This is a genomic window from Segatella copri, assembly GCF_026015625.1.
Classification (GTDB): Bacteria; Bacteroidota; Bacteroidia; order Bacteroidales; family Bacteroidaceae; genus Prevotella; species Prevotella copri_H.
Genome location: NZ_JAPDVG010000001.1, coordinates 298,309 through 316,322 on the forward strand (window position 1 = coordinate 298,309; position 18,014 = coordinate 316,322).

General features: G+C 45.9%; 14 protein-coding genes. 9 read left to right on the plus strand and 5 right to left on the minus strand.

Translation table 11 applies throughout. From position 1 onward, the window contains the following. Positions 1-7 precede the first annotated feature (7 nt). Both ONT19_RS01450 and guaA read left to right on the plus strand, forming a co-directional pair. On the plus strand, positions 8-751 hold the full coding sequence (locus tag ONT19_RS01450; RefSeq protein ID WP_264952455.1) for a nucleotidyltransferase family protein: 744 nt from the start codon (positions 8-10) through the stop codon (positions 749-751). Positions 752-832: 81 nt separating this feature from the next. Continuing rightward, positions 833-2,443: a glutamine-hydrolyzing GMP synthase gene (gene guaA, locus ONT19_RS01455; protein WP_022121641.1), complete on the plus strand. Its 1,611-nt coding sequence runs from the start codon at positions 833-835 to the stop codon at positions 2,441-2,443. Positions 2,444-2,489: 46 nt separating this feature from the next. Here the strand turns inward: guaA and mscL are convergent, their stop codons facing one another. After that, positions 2,490-2,918, minus strand: coding sequence for a large-conductance mechanosensitive channel protein MscL (gene mscL, locus ONT19_RS01460; protein ID WP_006846294.1), 429 nt, complete (start codon positions 2,916-2,918; stop codon positions 2,490-2,492). Between the two features lie 108 nt (positions 2,919-3,026). On the opposite strand from mscL, the gene ONT19_RS01465 reads away from it, so the two are divergent. The 4 genes from ONT19_RS01465 (at position 3,027) to ONT19_RS01480 (ending at position 6,442) form a co-directional block, all read left to right on the plus strand. Then, on the plus strand, positions 3,027-3,260 hold the full coding sequence (locus ONT19_RS01465; RefSeq protein WP_264952454.1) for a hypothetical protein: 234 nt from the start codon (positions 3,027-3,029) through the stop codon (positions 3,258-3,260). 12 nt (positions 3,261-3,272) lie between these two features. Further along, on the plus strand, positions 3,273-4,304 hold the full coding sequence (gap, locus tag ONT19_RS01470; RefSeq protein ID WP_022121643.1) for a type I glyceraldehyde-3-phosphate dehydrogenase: 1,032 nt from the start codon (positions 3,273-3,275) through the stop codon (positions 4,302-4,304). Positions 4,305-4,437: 133 nt separating this feature from the next. Further along, positions 4,438-5,406: a tRNA (adenosine(37)-N6)-dimethylallyltransferase MiaA gene (miaA, locus tag ONT19_RS01475; RefSeq protein WP_022121644.1), complete on the plus strand. Its 969-nt coding sequence runs from the start codon at positions 4,438-4,440 to the stop codon at positions 5,404-5,406. A 106-nt stretch (positions 5,407-5,512) separates the two neighbouring features. Next, a complete protein-coding gene (locus ONT19_RS01480; protein ID WP_022121645.1) occupies positions 5,513-6,442 on the plus strand; it encodes a diacylglycerol/lipid kinase family protein in 930 nt (309 codons plus the stop codon). Positions 6,443-6,519: 77 nt separating this feature from the next. Here ONT19_RS01480 and ONT19_RS01485 read toward each other — a convergent pair whose 3' ends face one another. Then, positions 6,520-7,224 carry a Crp/Fnr family transcriptional regulator gene (locus tag ONT19_RS01485; protein WP_118079039.1) on the minus strand — a complete coding sequence of 235 codons (705 nt, stop codon included), beginning with the start codon at positions 7,222-7,224 and terminating at the stop codon, positions 6,520-6,522. Between the two features lie 212 nt (positions 7,225-7,436). On the opposite strand from ONT19_RS01485, the gene ONT19_RS01490 reads away from it, so the two are divergent. The 3 genes from ONT19_RS01490 to ONT19_RS01500 are packed head-to-tail and all read left to right on the plus strand — an operon-like array spanning position 7,437 to position 12,135. Continuing rightward, positions 7,437-9,380: a glycogen debranching enzyme N-terminal domain-containing protein gene (locus tag ONT19_RS01490; RefSeq protein ID WP_118190386.1), complete on the plus strand. Its 1,944-nt coding sequence runs from the start codon at positions 7,437-7,439 to the stop codon at positions 9,378-9,380. A gap of 18 nt (positions 9,381-9,398) precedes the next feature. Further along, complete coding sequence (locus ONT19_RS01495; RefSeq protein ID WP_022121648.1) at positions 9,399-10,667, plus strand: glycosyltransferase family 4 protein; 1,269 nt, start codon at positions 9,399-9,401, stop codon at positions 10,665-10,667. A 37-nt stretch (positions 10,668-10,704) separates the two neighbouring features. Next, positions 10,705-12,135, plus strand: coding sequence for a glycoside hydrolase family 57 protein (locus ONT19_RS01500; protein ID WP_264952453.1), 1,431 nt, complete (start codon positions 10,705-10,707; stop codon positions 12,133-12,135). A gap of 112 nt (positions 12,136-12,247) precedes the next feature. On the opposite strand, the gene ONT19_RS01505 is transcribed toward ONT19_RS01500, so the two are convergent. The 3 genes from ONT19_RS01505 to ONT19_RS01515 form a co-directional block, all read right to left on the minus strand. Further along, the gene (locus ONT19_RS01505; protein WP_264952452.1) at positions 12,248-14,038 is read right to left on the minus strand and encodes a glycoside hydrolase family 43 protein; all 1,791 of its coding nucleotides are present in this window, start codon (positions 14,036-14,038) and stop codon (positions 12,248-12,250) included. A 21-nt stretch (positions 14,039-14,059) separates the two neighbouring features. After that, positions 14,060-16,045 (minus strand): glycoside hydrolase family 28 protein, encoded by a 1,986-nt coding sequence (locus ONT19_RS01510; protein WP_264952451.1) that lies wholly within the window; start codon positions 16,043-16,045, stop codon positions 14,060-14,062. 242 nt (positions 16,046-16,287) lie between these two features. Then, the gene (locus ONT19_RS01515) at positions 16,288-17,997 is read right to left on the minus strand and encodes a RagB/SusD family nutrient uptake outer membrane protein (RefSeq protein ID WP_264952450.1); all 1,710 of its coding nucleotides are present in this window, start codon (positions 17,995-17,997) and stop codon (positions 16,288-16,290) included. Positions 17,998-18,014 lie beyond the last annotated feature (17 nt).

Sequence of the window (18,014 nt, forward strand, 5' to 3'; positions counted from 1 at the left end):
TTTAGCAATGATGCAAGCAATGATATTCGCAGCAGGTTTGGGCACTCGCCTTAAGCCACTTACCGACCGCATTCCGAAGGCTCTGGTAAGTGTCGGGGGAGAACCTTTGCTCAAACGTGTCATCTTTCAGTTGAAGGATGCCGGTTTCACTCGCATTGTAGTGAACGTGCATCATTTCTCCCAACAAATTATCGATTATCTCAGAGCACATGACAACTTCGGTATGGACATCCGTATCAGTGATGAGAGTGAAAAGCTGCTCGAAACGGGTGGAGGTATCCGGAAAGCATGGCCGCTCTTCAACCAGTCAGAGCCTATTCTTATCCACAACGTGGATATTCTGAGTAATGTAGATCTGAAGAAATTCTACCAGATGGAGAGCAGGGATATGATTGCTGCCCGCCTGATGGTGAGCGAACGCAAGACCAAGCGCTATCTGCTCTTTGATGACAGCATGCGACTGGTGGGATGGACGAATATAGAAACGGGCGAGGTAAAGAGTCCTTATCCTGATCTTAATCCCAAAGATTATAAGATGTATGCTTTCTCGGGCATCCACATGGTTGCCCCATCGCTCTTTCCATTGATGGAGGAGGAACCGGACAAGTTCCCTATCATGGACTTCTATCTGAAGCATTGCGACAAGGTGCGCATAGAGGGATATGTAAAGAACGACCTCAAGCTGATGGATGTGGGAAAGCAGGAGACGCTGAAAGAGGCGGAAGCATTCCTGAAATCGTTAGGTAATTAGTTTATAGTTAATAGCGGCTATGCCGTATAGCAAGATTACTATAAACTATAAATTGTAAACTGTAAATTAAAATTAGATATTATGCAACAGAAGATTATTATTTTGGATTTCGGTTCACAGACCACACAGCTCATCGGCCGTCGTGTCCGTGAACTCGATACCTTCTGCGAGATCATGCCTTACAACAAGTTTCCAAAGGATGACCCATCAGTCATTGGTGTCATCTTGAGCGGTAGCCCTTATTCCGTTCATGATCCGGAAGCTTTCAAGGTAGATCTGAGCCAGTTTATCGGCCGCATTCCTGTACTCGGCATCTGCTACGGTGCTCAGTTCCTTTCTTACGCCCAGGGCGGTAAGGTGGAGGCTGCTGACAGCCGTGAGTATGGTCGTGCCAACTTGGAGCATTTCGATAAGGAGAATCCTTTGTTCAAGGGATTCATCGAGAACTCTCAGGTTTGGATGAGCCATGGTGATACCATCACTGCTATCCCTGATGATTACAAGTGCATCGCTTCTACTGCTAATGTGAAGTATGCTGCTTATGCTTCTACCAAACAGCCTGTATGGGCAGTACAGTTCCACCCAGAGGTGTTCCACTCTTTGCAGGGTACACAGCTCTTGAAGAACTTCGTGGTTGATATCTGCGGAAGTAAGCAGGACTGGAGTGCTGACTCTTTTGTTGAGACAACAGTTGCTGAGTTGAAGGAACAGTTGGGCGACGATAAGGTTATCCTCGGTCTTTCTGGCGGTGTTGACTCCAGTGTGGCTGCCGTTCTCCTGAACAAGGCTATCGGCAAGAACCTTACCTGTATCTTCGTAGATCATGGTATGTTGCGCAAGAATGAGTTCCGTGACGTGATGGAAGACTACAAGTGTTTGGGCTTGAATGTAATCGGCGTGGATGCATCAGAGAAGTTCTTTGCTGACCTGGCTGGTGTTACTGACCCTGAGAAGAAGCGTAAGATTATCGGCCGCGACTTCGTGGAGGTTTTCAATGCTGAGGCTAAAAAGCAGACTGGTGCCAAGTGGTTGGCTCAGGGTACCATCTATCCTGACCGTATCGAGAGCTTGAATATCACCGGTAAGGTGATCAAGAGTCATCACAACGTAGGTGGTCTTCCTAAGGAGATGAACCTTCAGTTGTGTGAGCCTTTGAAGTGGCTGTTCAAGGATGAGGTTCGCCGTGTAGGTCGCTCTATGGGTATGCCAGAGCACCTGATTACTCGTCACCCATTCCCAGGTCCTGGTTTGGCTGTCCGTATCTTGGGCGATATCACTCCTGAGAAGGTACGTATCCTTCAGGATGCTGACGATATCTATATCCGTGGCTTGCGTGAGTATAAGGTGAAGTTGAGTGGTGAGGAAGCTCGTCGCGTCCTGGCTGCCGGTGTTCCTGCTGACATGCAGAATGGCGAGATCGAGGTTTCTCTCTACGATCAGATCTGGCAGGCTGGTACCGTATTGCTTTCTACTGTCCGTTCAGTAGGTGTGATGGGTGATGAGCGTACATACGAGCACCCGGTTGCCTTGCGTGCTGTAACCAGTACTGATGCGATGACTGCTGACTGGGCACATCTTCCTTATGATTTCATGGCTAAGGTAAGTAATGAGATTATTAATAAGGTGAAGGGTGTAAATCGTGTATGTTATGACATCTCTTCAAAACCACCTTCGACAATTGAGTGGGAATAAACAGAATAAAAAAGTCGCCTTCAAAGAGGGCGACTTTTTTTTATTCTTATTTCTGGTTCTTCAGGAGATCACGTATTTCCATGAGGAGTTTTTCTTCATTGCTTGGCTCCGGATCCTTAGGAGCTTCTGCCGGTTTTTCCTCTTCCTTCTTCTTGGAAATCTTGTTCACCACCTTGATGAGCATGAAGATACAGAAGGCAACGATGAGGAAGTCGAAACAGGTCTGGAGGAAGTTACCGTAGTTGATGGTAGCCGCCTTCAGTTCCTCACCTCCTACATTGACAGTAGGTAGGGTGAATTTGAGGTCGGCGAAATTCACGCCGCCAATCAGCCATCCTATAGGAGGCATGATGACGTCATCAACAACGGAGCTCACGATTTTGCCAAAGGCACCACCGATGATAACACCGACAGCCATGTCGAGCACATTGCCACGCATGGCGAATTCCTTGAATTCATTCAAAAATTTACTCATACTTTTATCTTTTTAATTATAACTATAGTTTGATTGTTTTTCTTTTTCTCTTTTCTTATATATATAATAAGGTATAGAATGCTGAGTTTTTTCTTTGCTTTTTGCAATATGGAGTTGTCAGTATGGCATGTAATGAGTGAAAATAATGCCAATATTAAAGCTCTACTATTCTTTTTTAACTTATTTAATACTCATTCTGGTTGCAAAGTTAGAAAAAAATTAGTAACTTTGCGCTCGAAAAGAAGAAAAAATGCTCTAGGGCGTAAAATTTTGAATGTTTCAGCATCGGATGAACGCTTGAAAGCAGTTAAAAAAGTAATTTTTATTAAACTTTTAATTTAAATATTAAGAACAATGATTAAGATTGGTATTAACGGATTTGGCCGTATCGGTCGTTTCGTATTCCGTTCTACAGTTGAGGCTGAGAACGCAAAGGAAGTACAGGTAGTAGCTATCAATGACTTGTGCCCAGTTGATTACATGGCTTACATGTTGAAGTATGATACAATGCACGGTCATTTCGACGGTACTATCGAGGCTGACGTTGAGAAGAGCGAGTTGATCGTTAACGGTAACCACATCCGTGTTACTGCTGAGCGTGATCCTGAGAACTTGAAGTGGGATGAGGTTGGTGCTGAGTACGTAGTTGAGTCTACAGGTCTCTTCCTCGCTTACGACAAGGCTGAGAAGCACTTGAAGGCTGGTGCTAAGTATGTAGTACTTTCTGCTCCTTCTAAGGCTGACGCTAACGGTAACCAGGCTGATATGTTCGTTTGCGGTGTTAACACTGACAAGTACAATGGTCAGAAGATCGTTTCTAACGCTTCTTGTACAACAAACTGCTTGGCTCCTATCGCTAAGGTATTGAACGATAACTTCGGTATCGAGACAGGTTTGATGACAACTGTTCACTCTACAACTGCTACACAGAAGACTGTTGACGGTCCATCTATGAAGGACTGGCGCGGTGGCCGTGCAGCTGCTGGCAACATCATCCCTTCTTCTACAGGTGCTGCTAAGGCTGTAGGTAAGGTTATCCCTGAGTTGAACGGTAAGTTGACAGGTATCTCTATGCGTGTTCCTACTTTGGACGTATCTGTTGTTGACTTGACAGTTAACTTGAAGAAGCCTGCTTCTAAGGAGGCTATCTGCGCTGCTATGAAGGCTGCTTCTGAGGGTGAGTTGAAGGGTGTACTCGGTTACACAGAGGATGCTGTTGTTTCTTCTGACTTCTTGGGTTGCGCTTTGACATCTATCTTCGACGCTAACGCAGGTGTTTATTTGACAGACAACTTCGTTAAGGTTGTTTCTTGGTATGACAACGAGATTGGTTACTCACACAAGGTTGTTGAGTTGATCAAGATCATGAAGAAGCACAACGGTTAATTCGTTGCCTCTTAACGATTAAGTATATGGCCGTCCAGCATTTTTTCAATGCTGGACGGCTTTTTGTTTTTATAAGTGAGAATTTCTTTTCATTTTATTTTGTTTTCTCAATAATTTCATTTAACTTTGCGGCATGAAATATTCGATGATAACCATATTGGGACCTACGGCGAGTGGTAAGACGAGTCTTGCTGCCGCTCTTGCAGCCAGGATCAATAGCCTGGGTGCCCATTTGTCGGGTACCCCTGCCAAGGGCGCTGAAATCATTAGTGCTGACAGCCGGCAGGTATATCGCGGCATGGATATAGGTACGGGTAAGGATCTGGCTGACTATACTATTCATGGCAAGCAGATACCTTATCACCTTATTGACATCTGTGAGCCTGGTACGAAATATAATCTCTTTGAATATCAGCAGGATTTTTATGATGCCTATCAGGATATTCAGAAGAGAGGGGCATTTCCGATATTATGTGGAGGTACAGGACTCTATATTGAGTCGGTGCTGAAAGGTTATCATCTCTCACCTGTTCCGCAGAACCCGGAACTCCGTGAATCATTGGCTCATAAGAGTTTAGAGGAACTTACGCTGATACTGAAAGAGCTGAAGGCGAAAACGGGTTCTAATATGCACAATCGCACAGACGTGGATACAGCACAGCGAGCTATCCGGGCGATAGAGATTGAAAGCTATAATCTGGAGCATCCGATGCCCGAACGTGAACTCCCTGCGGTTGATTCGCTGATTATCGGTGTCAGCATAGACCGGGACGCAAGAAGGGAGAAAATTTCACGGAGACTGAAACAGCGATTGGATGAGGGAATGGTAGATGAAATCAAGGGACTGCTAGATCGTGGTATTCCTGCCGAAAATCTCATCTATTATGGTTTGGAATATAAGTTTATTACAGAATATGTAATCGGTAAGACTTCATACGATGAGATGTATCGCGGTCTGGAAATAGCAATCCATCAGTTTGCCAAAAGGCAGATGACGTGGTTCAGAGGTATGGAGCGTAGAGGCTTTACTATCCATTGGGTAGATGCATTGCAGCCAATGGAGAAAAAGGTGGAGACGGTTTTGGAGCTGATGAGGAGCTAGGCTGCGGTCTGGAATCTGGCTAGGGCTGGCATCCGATGGAATCGGATGCAATGGTGGCTAGGCGGAAGTGATATTTCTACAACTTTCAAATTACAAAGAAGAGACAATGGTAAACGAGAATAAATGGGGGCTGCTTTATTGCCCTAGAGGAGGCTGGCGAAGTAACAAGCGCTGGGAAAAAATAGAGAAGGTGCTCAAGCAGCAGGGCGTGGATTACGACTTTGTGCAGAGCGAGAATCAGAAGAGCGTAGAACGGCTCATCAGAATGTTTATCAACAATGGTTATAAGACCATTGTCATCGTTGGTGGAGATTCTGCGCTCAATGATGCCGTAAACTGTCTGATGCAAATAGATCCGAAAGAAAGAGAAGAGGTGGCACTGGGTGTTATTCCTAACGGACTGATGAACGACTTTGCCCACTTCTGGGGATTCAGCGACAGCGATATCGAGAAGACGGTGGCGTCGCTGAAAAAACGTCGTATCAGAAAGATTGACCTCGGTTGTATCCGCTATGTGAATAAGAAGGGGGAGAAATGCCGTCGCTATTTCCTCAACTGTATCAATATCGGACTCATTGCCGCCATCATGAACCTGAGACGAAAAACCCATCATATCTTCGGTTCACGTACCCTGTCGTTTCTCTGTTCCTTCATCCTGATGATATTCCAGCGTCTGGACTATAAGATGCATGTGAAAATCAATTCGGATGTTATCAAGCGTAGAGTGATGACGATGTGTATAGGCAATGGAACAGGATATGGACAGACTCCGAATGCTGTGCCATATAACGGACTGCTCGATGTGTCGGTGGTATCTCATCCTAAGACAACCCAGCTTTTCGAGGGAATCTATCTTTTTGTGAAAGGTAAGTTCCTCAACCATAAGAGTGTGCATCCTTACCGTACCCGAGAGGTAGAGGTGCTCGATGCCCAGCATGCCCTGATAGGTATTGATGGCAGATTGATGAATACACCGGTAGGCCCATTCCAGATTACTGTAATTCAGGAGGTTATCAACTTCCTGATACCCGTATAACCAGTATGCCCGTAATAAGGGAAATGTATCAAGAAAAACGTATAATGTAAAACATATAAATAAAAAATAGCAGAACTTTATCCGAGTTCTGCTATTTTTATGATTTCTTCTTCCTGTAAGATTTTGATTTTTCTTCCTTCTGTATTGATGAGTTCTTCTGCCGTAAAGGCTGAGAGCGTACGGATGGCATTGCTCGTTGTCATATTACAGAGATTTGCCAGATCTTCACGACTCAATCGGATGTCAAGAGTTTTTCCGTCTTTTTCTAACCCATAAGAGTCTTTCAGAAATATCAGTCCCTCGGCAAGTCGGGCACGGATATGTTTCTGGGTGAGGTTCACGGTACGGTCGTCCGATTTACCTATTTCCACACTGAGATATTTGATAAAGAAGAAGCCGATGTTGAAACTCTTGGAGATCAGTTTCATGAGAACTGCCAGCGGGAACTGGGCAACGACGCAGTTTTCCAGCGACATGGCTGCCGTCTTGTATATCTCATCTGCAAAATAGGCTCTGAAACCAAAGAACTCAATCGGTTTGATAACACGGATAATCTGGCTCTTGCCACCGATACCTTCTTTGTATATCTTCACTTTTCCCGCTATGAGACATAGTGCATATTCGGGAGTACCCTCGTTCTTGTAGATGATTTCGTTCTTCTTATACTTCTTGATTTCCAGATGTTCTTTCAGTAAATCGAACTGGTCATCAGTGATGCCTCCCCATAGCTTAGCAATCAGCATTGCTATATTTTCTTTATCGTATTTTCCTCTAGCTGCCATGTGTACAAATCTTTTAAACTGAAAACTGAGTGCAAAAGTAATGCTTTTTCTTGAAATAATCAAGCATTTTTGTCTAAAAATATGTTTTAAAACATAAAAAGGCAATTTTTTCTAAAAATGGCATACAAAAAACTTTGTTATACCACAAAAAAGTGTTACCTTTGAAAGCAATTAATTTAGTCAACAAAAATATAGAACCTTAATATAGATCTATGAGTTATCTAAAATTCGAAAAGGCCCTTATGACGAATCTTCAAGAGTCGTTGCCTAAGGAGTTGTTGAGAACAAATCGCTCGGGTGCATATTCGTGCTCAACGATTGTAGACTGTAATACCCGCAAGTATCACGGATTACTTGTCGTGCCGGTTCCAGAACTGGACGATGAGAATCATGTGCTCTTGAGTTCGCTGGATGTTACAGTAATTCAGCATGGCGCTGAGTTTAATCTCGGCTTGCACAAGTACCAGGGCAACAACTATAGTCCGATGGGCCACAAGTACATTCGTGAGTTTGATTGTGATAAAGTGCCAACTACCCTTTATCGCGTAGGTGGTGTTATCCTGAAAAAGGAAGTTGTATTCCAGCATTATGAGAATCGCATTCTGATTCGCTATACGCTGGTAGACGGCCATTCGGCTACAACCCTTCGTTTCCGTCCATTCTTGGCTTTCCGCAGTGTCCGTCAGTTTACTCATGAGAATGCTACCGCATCTCGTGATTATGCTGAGGTAGATCATGGCATCAAGACCTGTATGTATGCAGGTTATCCTGATCTCTATATGCAGTTCTCCAAGAAGAACGAGTTTAAATTCTGTCCAGATTGGTATCGTGGCGTGGAATATCCGAAGGAGCAGGAGAGAGGTTATGCTTCTAACGAAGACCTCTATGTTCCTGGCTATTTTGAAATGGATATCAAGAAAGGCGAAACCATCGTCTTTGCTGCTTCTACCTCAGAAATCAAGGCGGTCAGCCTGAAGAAGCTCTTCGACAAGGAAGTGGATGAGCGTTCGCCTCGTGACAATTTCTTCCACTGTCTGGTCAATGCAGCTCATCAGTTCCATCGTCGTGAAAAGAACGATGACCGTTATATCCTGGCAGGTTACCCTTGGTTCAAGTGCCGTGCCCGCGATACATTCATCGCTCTTCCGGGTCTCACCCTCTCTATCGAGGAAGATGACTACTTCGAACTGGTGATGAAGACTGCCATGAAGGGATACTACGAGTTTATGGAAGGCAAGCCGGTCAGCGTTCATATTGCTGAGATAGAGCAGCCTGACGTGCCATTGTGGGCTGTCTGGGCTTTGCAGCAGTATGCCAAGGAAACCAGCAAGGAAGAATGCTTCAAGAAGTATGGACAGTTTATCAAGGATGTTATCAGCTTTATCCAGGATAACAAGCATCCGAACCTGAAGCTCGAAGAGAACGGATTGCTCTATACCGATGGTAAGGACAAGGCTGTTACCTGGATGAACTCTACTGCCAACGGCAGACCAGTGGTTCCACGTACCGGATATATCGTAGAGTTTAATGCTTTGTGGTATAACGCTTTGTGTTTCTGTGCTTCTCTTGCTGCAACAGTAGGCGAAGAAGACAGCCAGCAGAAACTCCTGGCTCAGGCTGAGCTGACCAAGCAGGCGTTCCTCGATACCTTCCTCAATGAATATGGCTATCTCTACGATTATGTTGATGGAAATATGATGGACTGGAGCGTTCGCCCGAACATGATATTTGCAGTGGCTTTCGACTATTCTCCATTGTCGCAAGACCAGAAGAAGCAGGTTCTTGATATCTGTACACGCGAACTCCTTACTCCTAAGGGATTGCGTTCACTCTCGCCAAAGAGCGGTGGATATAATCCTGTTTATGTAGGTCCGCAGACCCAGCGCGACTATGCTTACCATCAGGGTACGGCATGGCCATGGCTCGGTGGCTTCTATATGGAGGCAAGTCTGAAACTCTATAAGCGTACCCGTTTGAGCTTTATCGAACGCCAGATGGTAGGTTATGAGGACGAAATGTCTTCCCACTGTCTCGGTACCATCAGTGAACTCTTCGATGGAAACCCTCCATTCGCAGGTCGTGGTGCCATCTCTTTCGCCATGAATGTGGCTGAGATTCTGCGTGCGCTCGAGTTACTTGAAAAATATCAATATTAATAATAGGAGGACTGCTATATGAAAGTTTTAATGTTTGGATGGGAGTATCCTCCTCACGTATTTGGTGGTTTGGCAACTGCCAACTTTGGTATCTCCCAGGGACTTCATGCCCAGGGCGATGTTGATATCACATTGTGTCTGCCTCATCCTTTCGGTGATGAGGACCGCAGTGCCTGCAAGATTGTGGCAATGAACAGTGTGCCTATCGCCTGGCGAGATGTAAATCACGACTATGTGCAGCAGCGCGTAGGCAATATCATGAATCCGGACGATTATTTCCGCTACCGTGACCACATCTATGCCGATTTTAATTATATGCATGTAAATGACCTCGGCTGTATGGACTTTGCCGGTGGTTATCCGTCAAATCTTCATGACGAGATCAACAACTATAGCATCATTGCCGGAGTTGTAGCCCGTTCTGAGGAATTTGATATTATCCATGCTCACGACTGGCTTACATTCCCAGCCGGAATTCATGCCAAGCGCGTGAGTGGCAAACCATTGTGCATCCACGTTCATGCTACTGATTTCGACCGTAGCCGTGGAAAGGTGAACCCTACCGTTTACGCTATCGAGAAAGACGGTATGGATAATGCCGACTGCATCATGTGTGTATCCGAACTGACCCGCCAGACGGTGATTCACCAGTATCACCAGGATCCACGCAAGTGTTTCGCCATGCACAATGCCGTATATCCATTGAAGCAGGAGTGGCAGGATATTCCACGCCCAAATCATAAGGGCAAGGAGAAGGTAGTAACCTTCCTGGGACGTCTTACCATGCAGAAGGGACCTGAATATTTCGTTGAGGCTGCCAACATGGTATTGCACCGTACCCGCAATGTGCGTTTCTGTATGGCAGGTTCGGGCGATATGATGGATCAGATGATTTATCTCGCTGCCGAAAGAGGCATTGCCGACCGGTTCCACTTCCCTGGCTTTATGCGCGGCAAACAGGTTTATGAATGTCTGAAAGACAGTGATGTCTACGTGATGCCATCTGTGAGCGAGCCGTTCGGTATCTCACCTTTGGAAGCTATGCAGTGCGGCACACCAACCATTATCTCCAAGCAGAGTGGATGTGGAGAAATCCTGTCCAACTGTATCAAGGTAGACTACTGGGATATCCATGCCCTTGCCGATGCCATCTACAGCATCTGTCACAACGAGAGTCTTTTCGATTATCTCTCAGAGGAAGGCAAGAAAGAAGTAGACCAGATTACCTGGGAGAAAGTGGGAGCCCGCATCAAAGACCTGTACCTCAAGACCTTAGGGTGGAAGTAATGGGCAGTTAATAATTAAAAAATAATAATTAATAATTATGAAAACAATTTGTTTATATTTCGAGATACATCAGATTACCCATCTGAAACGCTACCGCTTCTTCGACATCGGTACCGACCATTATTACTATGATGACTACGAGAACGACCGTAGCATCAACGAGATTGCTGAGCGCTCTTATATGCCAGCCTTGAATGCCCTTCAGGAGATGATTGAAAAGAACGGCAAGTATTTCAAGGTAGCTTTCTCGCTTTCGGGTGTGGGTATGGAGCAGTTGGAACTTCATGCTCCTCAGGTACTGGAGAAGCTTCAGCAGCTCAACAATACGGGTTGTGTAGAGTTCCTGGCTGAGCCTTACTCTCACGGACTTGCTTCTCTGGTTAATGAGGCAAGTTTCAAGGATGAGGTGATGCGCCAGTGCACCAAGATAGAGGAATATTTTGGTAAGAAGCCTACCGTATTGCGCAACTCTTCGCTCATCTACAGCGATGATATCGGTAACGATGTTGCCAACATGGGATTCATTGGTATGCTCACCGAGGGTGCCAAGCACGTGCTCGGCTGGAAGTCTCCTCACTATGTTTACCATTGCGCCCTGAACCCTAAGTTGAAGCTCCTTTTGCGCGATGTGAACCTGAGCGATGATATCTCTCTGCGCTTCAGCAACAGCGATTGGGACGGTTATCCACTCTTTGCCGACAACTATATGAACCAGATTGCTGCCTTCCCAGAGGAGGAGCAGGTTATCAATATCTTCATGGTGCTTTCTGCTCTTGGTATTGCCCAGCCTCTGTCAAGCAACATCCTCGAGTTTATGAAGGCACTGCCTCAGTGTGCCAAGGACCGTGGCATCACCTTCTCAACACCTTCAGAAATCTGCAAGAAGATCAAGTCGGTAGGCGAGGTGAATGTGCCTGATACCTTGAGTTGGGTAGACGAGGAGCGTGATGTAAGTTCGTGGTTGGGTAACCCGATGCAGCGTGAGGCTTTCAACAAGCTTTACAGTGTGGCAGACCGTGTACGTATCGCCAACGATCCACGTATCAATCAGGACTGGGATTACCTGCAGGCAAGCAACAACTTCCGCTTCATGACTACCAAGCCAAGCAATGTGGGTCTTGACAGAGGTATCTATTCAAGTCCTTTCGATGCTTTCACTAACTATATGAACATTCTTGGCGACTTCATCACCCGAGTAAACGACCTCTATCCTGCTGATGTTGATAACGATCAGCTTGAGGGCCTGCTTACTACCATCAAGAATCAGGATGAAGAGCTTGAGATGAAGGACAAGGAGATTGTCCGTCTTCAGGCTAAGATTGAAAAGATAGAGAAGGAAACTGATAAACTGCGTGGTGAAAAGGCTACTAAGGCTCCTGCCAAGAAGGCCGCAGCTAAGTCTGCAGCCAAGAAGACTCCTGCCAAGAAAGCAACAAAGGCAGAGCCTACAGAAGAAAAGAAAGATTAGAATTTTTAGATTACTCATAAAGATTAATCCCCCTCGCTGCATTGATTTGCAATGAGGGGGATTTTTTTGTTTCCCAAAATATTCTCTGAAATAACGTGTTAGCTGGAAAGCGTTATTTTTCGAAATGAATCCAGTCTACGTCGAAGAAGGCTGCATCGTTCTTTTTGGCTGTGCGGGTGTTGAAGAAACCGAGCTTGGCACCAATCCACTTGCCTTCACGCACAGTGAAGGGATTGCCTATCTTGGTGAATTTCTTACCATCCAGACTGTAGCTCCATTCAGCGATAGCCTGTATCTGGTTGGCGATGCCTTCGCTATGAACCTTCACGCGAAGCCATACATCCTGGGTAGCGATGCGGGAAGAAGGAATATCATCTACGGCATACTTCACGGTGTAAGGTTGAGGCAGCTTGCTGGTCTTGATGGCCACTTGCTTTACCACCTTCTCAGCCTTTCCCTTCTCAGCCTTCTCGCAGGTTACATATTGCAATACAACCCCCTCTTCCTTGGTATCAACAAACTTGAGTGCCGCATAGTCCATGCCTTGCATGATCATGCCGGCGCTTTCGCCCAGTACCTTATCTTTCTCCTTGTAAGCCTCGGTGCGGTTAGGTATGAACTTCACCTTGGCAGTAGCAGTAAAGTTCTCGGTAGGGAGTTTCTGGAGCAGGAGGTTTGGCAAATCATACAGGTTCTTTACATCTTCTGCCTGCTGCACGCCATAGAGACGCAACTTGGAGTTCTTGGCATCACAGAAGTACCAGTACTGACTGTAAGGACCGTTCCACTGCCATTGCAGACCTAAATCTACGCTGTTGAAATCATCCGATTCCTTAGGCTGGAAGTTACCGCTTGATGGCAGGTTTGGCTTCTTCCATTGCTGAACAGGATCTCCGCAGCCATCGCCATCCTTGTCGTCTCCGATAACGAGCCAGTCGTTTACCCATTTGGCGGGTTGCAGATGAACCACACGACCATAAGCGTGTTTGTCCTGGAAGTGGAGGAACCAGTCTTCGCCGTTCTGGGTATCTACCCATGCACCCTGGTGAGGGCCGTTTACCTTCTTATTCTTTCCCTGTGCCATACCTACATATTCCTCGTAAGGACCAAATGGATTCTTGGAACGCAGTTCTACCTGCCAGCCATACTTCACTCCGCCCGCAGGACTCATGATATAATAATATCCGTTGCGCTTGTAGAATTTGGTTCCCTCGATGGTTGGCTGGTCTTCATGCCCATCATATACGATGCGTGAAGGACCAATCACCTTGGTGCCGTCAGGTGACATCGGAGCTACGAAGAGCACTGACTTGATACCGGCTCTTGAACCGGCGCATCCATGCGAAAGATAAGCCTTGCCGTCTTCATCCCAAAGAGGGCAGCAGTCGATAAGACCTTTTTCCTTCATCACCCAGGTGATAGGTTCCCAAGGACCGCGTGGATCTTGTGTCTTGGTCATGAAGAGTCCCTGGTCTGGATCACCACAGTAGATATAGAACCATCCGTCGTGATAGCGTATAGAGGGTGCCCACACATAGTTGCCATGCTGAACCTTCTTGCGCCAATCCAGTTCGGTTCCCTGGTATTCAGGCAATACAGGATAGTCATCGAGTAGGGCTGCACCGATAATCTCCCAGTTTACCAGGTCGGTGCTGTGCAGAATCTGCAAGCCTGGGAAACACTGGAAGGAAGAGGAGGTCATATAGTAGTCATTGCCCACACGGCATACGTCTGGGTCTGAGTAGTCAGCGTCAATAACCGGGTTGCGGTACATTCCGTTCTTCAGGTTCGGATTCCATGTCTTTGATGTTGCCTTCTGGGCGTTTATCCCCATCGCTGTGAGCGGAGAACTCAAAGCGATGGTTGCGAGAACGCATAGGAGTGAATGAGATTTTATTTTCATTGTTACCGATGTTTAAATGAATTATTTAGCTACGTATTTCTTGTTGTTGTAGATATAGATCCCTTTTTTGAGACCTTGCAGGTCTTCTGCCTTGGCATTGAGCTTTACCATGCGACCGCTGAGGTCGTAAATGTTGTTATTGTCTACCTTGGCGATGGCAGCAATTGGCTGAATGCCTGTAGAAGTCTCTGTATAGAGAGTGAACTGCAGGATGCACTGCTTTACCTTTGGAGTGAAAGTAAGCGTGTGCTCTACAGGTGAATTAAACTCCACCGTATAGTTCTTCACGCTCTTGTCCATCGGGAAAATATAGGTGTCAGCATCATAGCTTGTACCGTTGATCTCACCGATATAGGCATCAGCAGTATCATAGTTGTTACGGCCCTCAATATCCATCTTGGTAATCTTTACACCATCAGGAATGATAATGGTGTATTGGTTGGCGCTAAACTTGATATAAGTAGTACCAGAACCAATATCGTATGATTTTCCCTTCTCGTTGCTGATAGCGAATCCATTGCTGAATGAACCGGCTGTCTTATCCGTTAAAGTCTTTGAGTTCAAAGTGAAAGGTCCCTTTGTATCAGTAACGGTTGAACCTGTAGATGTAGCACCACACTCGTCTGTCCAAGTAGAATCAAACTTCTTGAGCCAGATAGAACCGCTGCTGACGGTAATCTTAGAGTTGTTCTTGAACACGAGATTATCTACGAAGCGGATATCGATACCCTTTTTTGCAGAAATCTGTACGTTGTCGAGAGTCACGTTCTTGATGTGGCTCTCAGGGCGGCCAATCAGGAAGATAGCGTTACCTTCGCAGACATCTGTAGTCTTCACGTTCTGGAGAAGAATGCCGTTGTAGGTTGGGGTAGTGCTATCCAAAGTTCTTGCGTTTGCCTTATCTACGGCAGGGTCACTGTTGTAGTTCTTATCGTAGTAGCAGTCGATAGAGAATGGGTTCTTAACCTTGGTCATGGTGAAGTTGGTGAACTTCCAGTCCTCCTCGCCACCGCCACGCAGCGTACCGTCACTGTTGATACCCGTCTTCATGCGGATACCTGCTGTAGTGCCGTTCATGTTGATGTTGTCGAACCATATATGCTTGATGTTCTTGGTGAAACTACCGATAGAAGCACCATGACCCGTTCCGAAGTCGCAGTTCCAGACATGGATATACTGTGCATTGTCATCGCAAACTACATTATCATCACCTGTACTGATGTTGCAGTTATAGATGTTCATGTGGTGTCCCCAGATAGAGATACCGTCTGTGTTATGAGAAGGCTGTTCTGTCTTGGTTTCTGAAGAAGGGTTATAGATGGTTACATCATGAACAGTACCATTGTTGGCTCCATTGCTGTTACTCAAGGTAATGTTGACACCCGGAGTATTCTGGACCTTGAGATTTCGAATCAGGAATCGGCTGCCTTTCTCGAAGCGGATCATGGCTCCTGGATTGAAGGTCTCCTTATTGTCGCGAGCCTGCCACCAGCGGGTTCCCTGACCATCGATAATAGAAGTTTCACCTTCGCCCTCTATAACGATGTCGCTCTGGTTCTTGTTCTTACAACCGATAAAGAGCGTTTTGTTGTTAGGTGCCTTACCATATTCAACGAGTTTCAGAGTCGCTCCTGCGCAAAGGTGGAGCACAGTCTTTGACTTGATGCTGAGTACCTCGGTCTTGCTTGTCATCTGATCTGTACTACCAAACATCCAGGTACCGGCAGGAATCACGACCATACCACCTGTTGAAGGAACTGCATCAAGAGCTTTCTGGATAGCCTCGGTATTATCTGCAGCAGATGTAGAGGCACCATAGTCCTTGATGTTGTAGGTGTTGGCTGATGTGATGGCAGGCAACTGTGGCAGTTCTACGGCAGTCCATCCTTCAGGAGTGTTCTGTGCGTTCTGCTCGGCTGTGATACCAGCGAAAGTTTGTGCTTTAGTGAACATTGGCAGAGCCATGAGCGCAGCAAGCACGACTGTCTTAATGATTGATTTCTTCATTTCTTCTTAGGTTTATTTATTTTATTATTTTCTTTTCTATAAGATTTTCTGCAAAGTTACGACATTTTTGCTTATCACATGCAGATTGTGAATGAAAAAGTACGAAAACGATTACGTATACCTTGCCGATAGAACCAAAAGAAAGACCGTATCCATCAGGAATTATCTCCCTAGGATACGGTCTTAAACCTAATGATTAACGTATGTCCTGATAGGTTTTCTTATCAACATAATGACTTTGATTAGTAACCAGGATTCTGGTCGGCTAATGTCAGTTGGTCATTGGCATCAATTGCAGCCTGTGGGATAGGGCGAAGAAGCTTCTTGCCGATATACTGGGCAGCCTTGTCTCCCATCTCATGGTTATACTTGGTGCAACGTGTTACCAGGGTCTGTGTTCTGCGAAGATCCATCCAGCGTGCCTCATTACCGAAGTTCTCGCATACATTCTCATCAAGGATGTCATCGATAGTGATAGTTCCTGTAAGTGCAGAAAGACCAGCGCGCTGGTGAACCTCATTGAGTCGTGCCAATGCCTTAGGATTATCACCAGCCTTCAGATAAGCCTCAGCTGCTACGAGATACATCTCTGGCAAAGTGATGATATGGATGTCGCGATAGCAGGTGTTCTTCTGGTTAGAAGCAGTATGGCTGTCATCAAACTTCTTGCAAGGACTTGAAGCATATACCAACTGCTGGTTGTCGTAATATTCCATATCCTTGCCATCCATATTCTGTGCCTCCTTGGTTTGTGAATCCATCGGAATGCGATAGGTGTTTGCTCTGTTGGCTGGGTCTTTAGCCTTCCATGCAGCAAAGTCGGCATCGGTCTCATACCATGCAGAATAGTAACGAACTACAGGATAACCCTTTAGGCTCTCACCATTCTTATACCATGTCCAGTAGCCGGTACCTGCAGCATTTCCCTTGTTCATATCTGGCAATTCCTTCATAAAGGTAGCATCGTAACGCAGGTCGCCTTTCTGGAAGCAATGCAAGGCATAGAGAGTTGGTACATAACTGGAAGTGGTAGCTTTGATAGGATCCTCGGCACCACCCAGATAGTTGCAGTAGTAGTCGCTCCATTCTGTACCACCTGATGTTGTATTGTTGGCTGTAGCCAAATCATATTCTACATCCCAAAGGAACTCTTCGTTGTCATCGCCCGATCCGTCTGCCTTCCAGAGCTCGGCAAATGGGGTAGTCAGTTTTCTGCCTGCAATCACCTCATCGGCAAGAGCTGCTGCCTTGGAGAAGTAGTCTTGCTTGTTGAGGTCCCATGCTGCCGAAAGGTAGGTTTTGGCAAGGATAGCCTTGGCTGTTTCCTGGCTGATTCTGCCGCCCCCCTTGGTAGCTGTAGAAGCTTGGAGCACATTCTTGCTGATAACATCTTCGAGTTCGCTGATGATATAGGCATATACATCTGCAGCAGAAGACTTAGGATATCCTGTGTCTGCTGTGGTGAGGAAGTCCTTCATGATAGGGACACCACCGAAGTTGTTTACCAGGAGATAATACTCGTAGGCTGCCAATACACGGGCTTCGCCTACAAGCTGCCCCTTAGTCTTTTCATCAACTTGGGCTGTCTGTGCATAATATGACACAGAGTTGGCAGCACGGATACCTGAATAGAGGTAAGTATAGAGATTCTTGATATCCGTATTTTCAGGAGTCAAGGTCTCGTAAGTATTCAATGGCTCGTTCATCTTGTTGCGGGCATCAGCATACATATCTGTACCTGCTGAGAAACAGCTGGTGAACAGAGGTGCCGCATAGATGTCTTGCAGACGCTGATAGGCATCATTGACGAGGTTGTTAAATCCCTCTTTTGTCGCAAAAGTCTGTTTATCAGTTACATTCGACTTGTTGCTAGCATCCAGGAAGTCGCTGCAACTTGTCATGGTTCCCATGCAGCAGGCCGCCAATGCTACGCTATATAATATCTTTTTCATAATTGTTTACTTCATTT

Coding starts and splice junctions, on each gene's coding strand:
- ONT19_RS01490 (WP_118190386.1), top strand. CDS start 7,437: ATGAGTTATCTAAAATTCGAAAAGGCCCTTATGACGAATCTTCAAGAG.
- ONT19_RS01515 (WP_264952450.1), bottom strand. CDS start 17,997: ATGAAAAAGATATTATATAGCGTAGCATTGGCGGCCTGCTGCATGGGA.
- ONT19_RS01450 (WP_264952455.1), top strand. CDS start 8: ATGATGCAAGCAATGATATTCGCAGCAGGTTTGGGCACTCGCCTTAAG.
- guaA (WP_022121641.1), top strand. CDS start 833: ATGCAACAGAAGATTATTATTTTGGATTTCGGTTCACAGACCACACAG.
- ONT19_RS01465 (WP_264952454.1), top strand. CDS start 3,027: ATGGAGTTGTCAGTATGGCATGTAATGAGTGAAAATAATGCCAATATT.
- ONT19_RS01480 (WP_022121645.1), top strand. CDS start 5,513: ATGGTAAACGAGAATAAATGGGGGCTGCTTTATTGCCCTAGAGGAGGC.
- mscL (WP_006846294.1), bottom strand. CDS start 2,918: ATGAGTAAATTTTTGAATGAATTCAAGGAATTCGCCATGCGTGGCAAT.
- ONT19_RS01485 (WP_118079039.1), bottom strand. CDS start 7,224: ATGGCAGCTAGAGGAAAATACGATAAAGAAAATATAGCAATGCTGATT.
- gap (WP_022121643.1), top strand. CDS start 3,273: ATGATTAAGATTGGTATTAACGGATTTGGCCGTATCGGTCGTTTCGTA.
- ONT19_RS01500 (WP_264952453.1), top strand. CDS start 10,705: ATGAAAACAATTTGTTTATATTTCGAGATACATCAGATTACCCATCTG.
- ONT19_RS01505 (WP_264952452.1), bottom strand. CDS start 14,038: ATGAAAATAAAATCTCATTCACTCCTATGCGTTCTCGCAACCATCGCT.
- ONT19_RS01510 (WP_264952451.1), bottom strand. CDS start 16,045: ATGAAGAAATCAATCATTAAGACAGTCGTGCTTGCTGCGCTCATGGCT.
- miaA (WP_022121644.1), top strand. CDS start 4,438: ATGAAATATTCGATGATAACCATATTGGGACCTACGGCGAGTGGTAAG.
- ONT19_RS01495 (WP_022121648.1), top strand. CDS start 9,399: ATGAAAGTTTTAATGTTTGGATGGGAGTATCCTCCTCACGTATTTGGT.